The sequence below is a fragment of the Megasphaera massiliensis genome (assembly GCF_036305205.1).
Classification (GTDB): Bacteria; Bacillota; Negativicutes; order Veillonellales; family Megasphaeraceae; genus Megasphaera; species Megasphaera massiliensis.
This window is the reverse complement of record NZ_JAXIXE010000011.1, coordinates 1-1,767: the sequence shown is the minus strand read 5'-3', so window position 1 is coordinate 1,767 and position 1,767 is coordinate 1. Positions and strand designations below refer to the sequence as shown.

Sequence of the window (1,767 nt, the reverse complement as noted above, 5' to 3'; positions counted from 1 at the left end):
TCTTGCTGAATTGACTGCATAAGGAGATTATGATGAACGTATTTCAGATACACGCTGATGATAATGTAGCCGTCGCTGTCGACGCTGTTGCCAAGGGCAGCAGCGTTACCGTCGGCGGAGCGTCTTTCACCGTCTGTCAGGACATCCCGGCAGGCCATAAAATCGCCATCAAGGATATTAAAAAAGGCGAAGATGTCGTAAAATACGGCTTCCCCATCGGGACCGCAAAGATGGATATCCCCCAGGGTTCCTGGGTACACACCCACAACGTCCAAAGTAAACTGGGCGACCTCCTGGATTACACCTACGAACCGGAAAAGGCCCAGCGTCCGCCTTTGGAAAGTGAAAAAAAATACGAATTCCTGGGATATAAACGGACGGATGGTCAGGCCGGTATCCGCAATGAAGTATGGATCATTCCGACCGTCGGCTGCGTCAACAACATTGCCCGAGCTATTGAAAATGCGGCCCAGGTCTATAAGACGGACAACATCGACGGCATCTATTCGTACAGTCATCCCCACGGTTGCTCCCAGCTCGGTGACGACCAGCTCCATACCCAGAAGGTATTGAGTGGTCTTATTCACAATCCTAATGCCGGCGCCGTCCTGGTCCTGGGCCTTGGCTGTGAAAACAACCAGATCAGCCTGATGAAGGAAGTCATCGGTGACTACGATCCGGACCGGGTCAAGTTCCTCATCTGCCAGGAAGTTGAAGATGAAATCGAAGCCGGCACGGAAATCATCAAAGAACTGTGCAGCTATGCTGCTAAATTCCACCGGGAACCGTGCGATGCCTCCCTGCTTACGATCGGCCTGAAGTGCGGTGGATCCGACGGTTTTTCGGGCATTACGGCCAATCCCCTGGTCGGTGAAATCTCGAACCGTCTCATCGCAGCCGGCGGCACGTCGATTCTGACGGAAGTGCCGGAAATGTTCGGTGCTGAAACGCTGCTCATGAACCGGGCTCGGAACGAAGAAGTCTTCGATAAGACCGTAGCGCTGGTAAACAACTTTAAAGAATACTTCATAAACTACGGCGAAAAGATCAATGAAAATCCGTCACCGGGCAATAAGGCCGGCGGGATTACGACGTTGGAAGATAAGTCCCTGGGCTGCGTCCAGAAAGGCGGCCAGGCACTGGTCGAAGACGTCCTCTCTTACGGCGATCGTGTTTCCAAGAAAGGCCTGAACCTCTTGCAGGCTCCGGGCAACGACTTGGTAGCGGCCAATGCCTTGGCGGCAGCCGGCTCCCACATGGTCCTCTTTACGACGGGACGGGGAACGCCCTTTGCCTGCCCGGTACCGACGATCAAGATTTCCAGCAACAGTAAACTTGCGGGATTCAAAAAGAACTGGATCGATTTCAATGCCGGTACGATTGCCGAGGGCGAATCGCGGGAAGCTGCAGCCGACCGCCTGTTCCAATATATCCTCGATGTAGCGTCGGGACGTGTTTTGGCAAAATCGGAAGCCTTGGATAAACACGAACTGGCTATATTTAAAAACGGTGTCACTTTGTAATAAAAATTGAAGATTATAGACAATTATGAACCGTTGCATTCTATGTAGCGGTTCATTTATATCTTATGGAGGAATCAAAATGAAGAATGTGCTTACTATTGGTGAAGCGATGGGGCTTCTCATCGCCGAAGAAGCGGGGCCGTTGGAATCGGTGGAACATTTTTCCCGCCACGTCTGCGGGGCGGAACTGAACTATGCTGTCGGCATGGCTCGTTTGGGAAACAACGTATCGTATATCTCCAAG

At 51.9% G+C, this 1,767-nt stretch carries 2 protein-coding genes; both read left to right on the top strand.

Annotated features, from left to right (window positions below):
- Positions 1 to 29: 29 nt before the first annotated feature.
- Entirely contained in the window at positions 30 to 1,523 is a 1,494-nt protein-coding gene (locus UCI88_RS01865) for a UxaA family hydrolase (RefSeq protein WP_256179687.1), read from the top strand.
- A gap of 25 nt (positions 1,524 to 1,548) precedes the next feature.
- A partial coding sequence (locus UCI88_RS01860) for a PfkB family carbohydrate kinase (RefSeq protein WP_330023942.1) occupies positions 1,549 to 1,767 on the top strand: 219 nt, incomplete at its 3' end.

Excerpts from the sequence above, each read along its gene's own strand:
- UCI88_RS01865 (WP_256179687.1), top strand. The coding sequence starts at position 30 with ATGATGAACGTATTTCAGATACACGCTGATGATAATGTAGCCGTCGCT.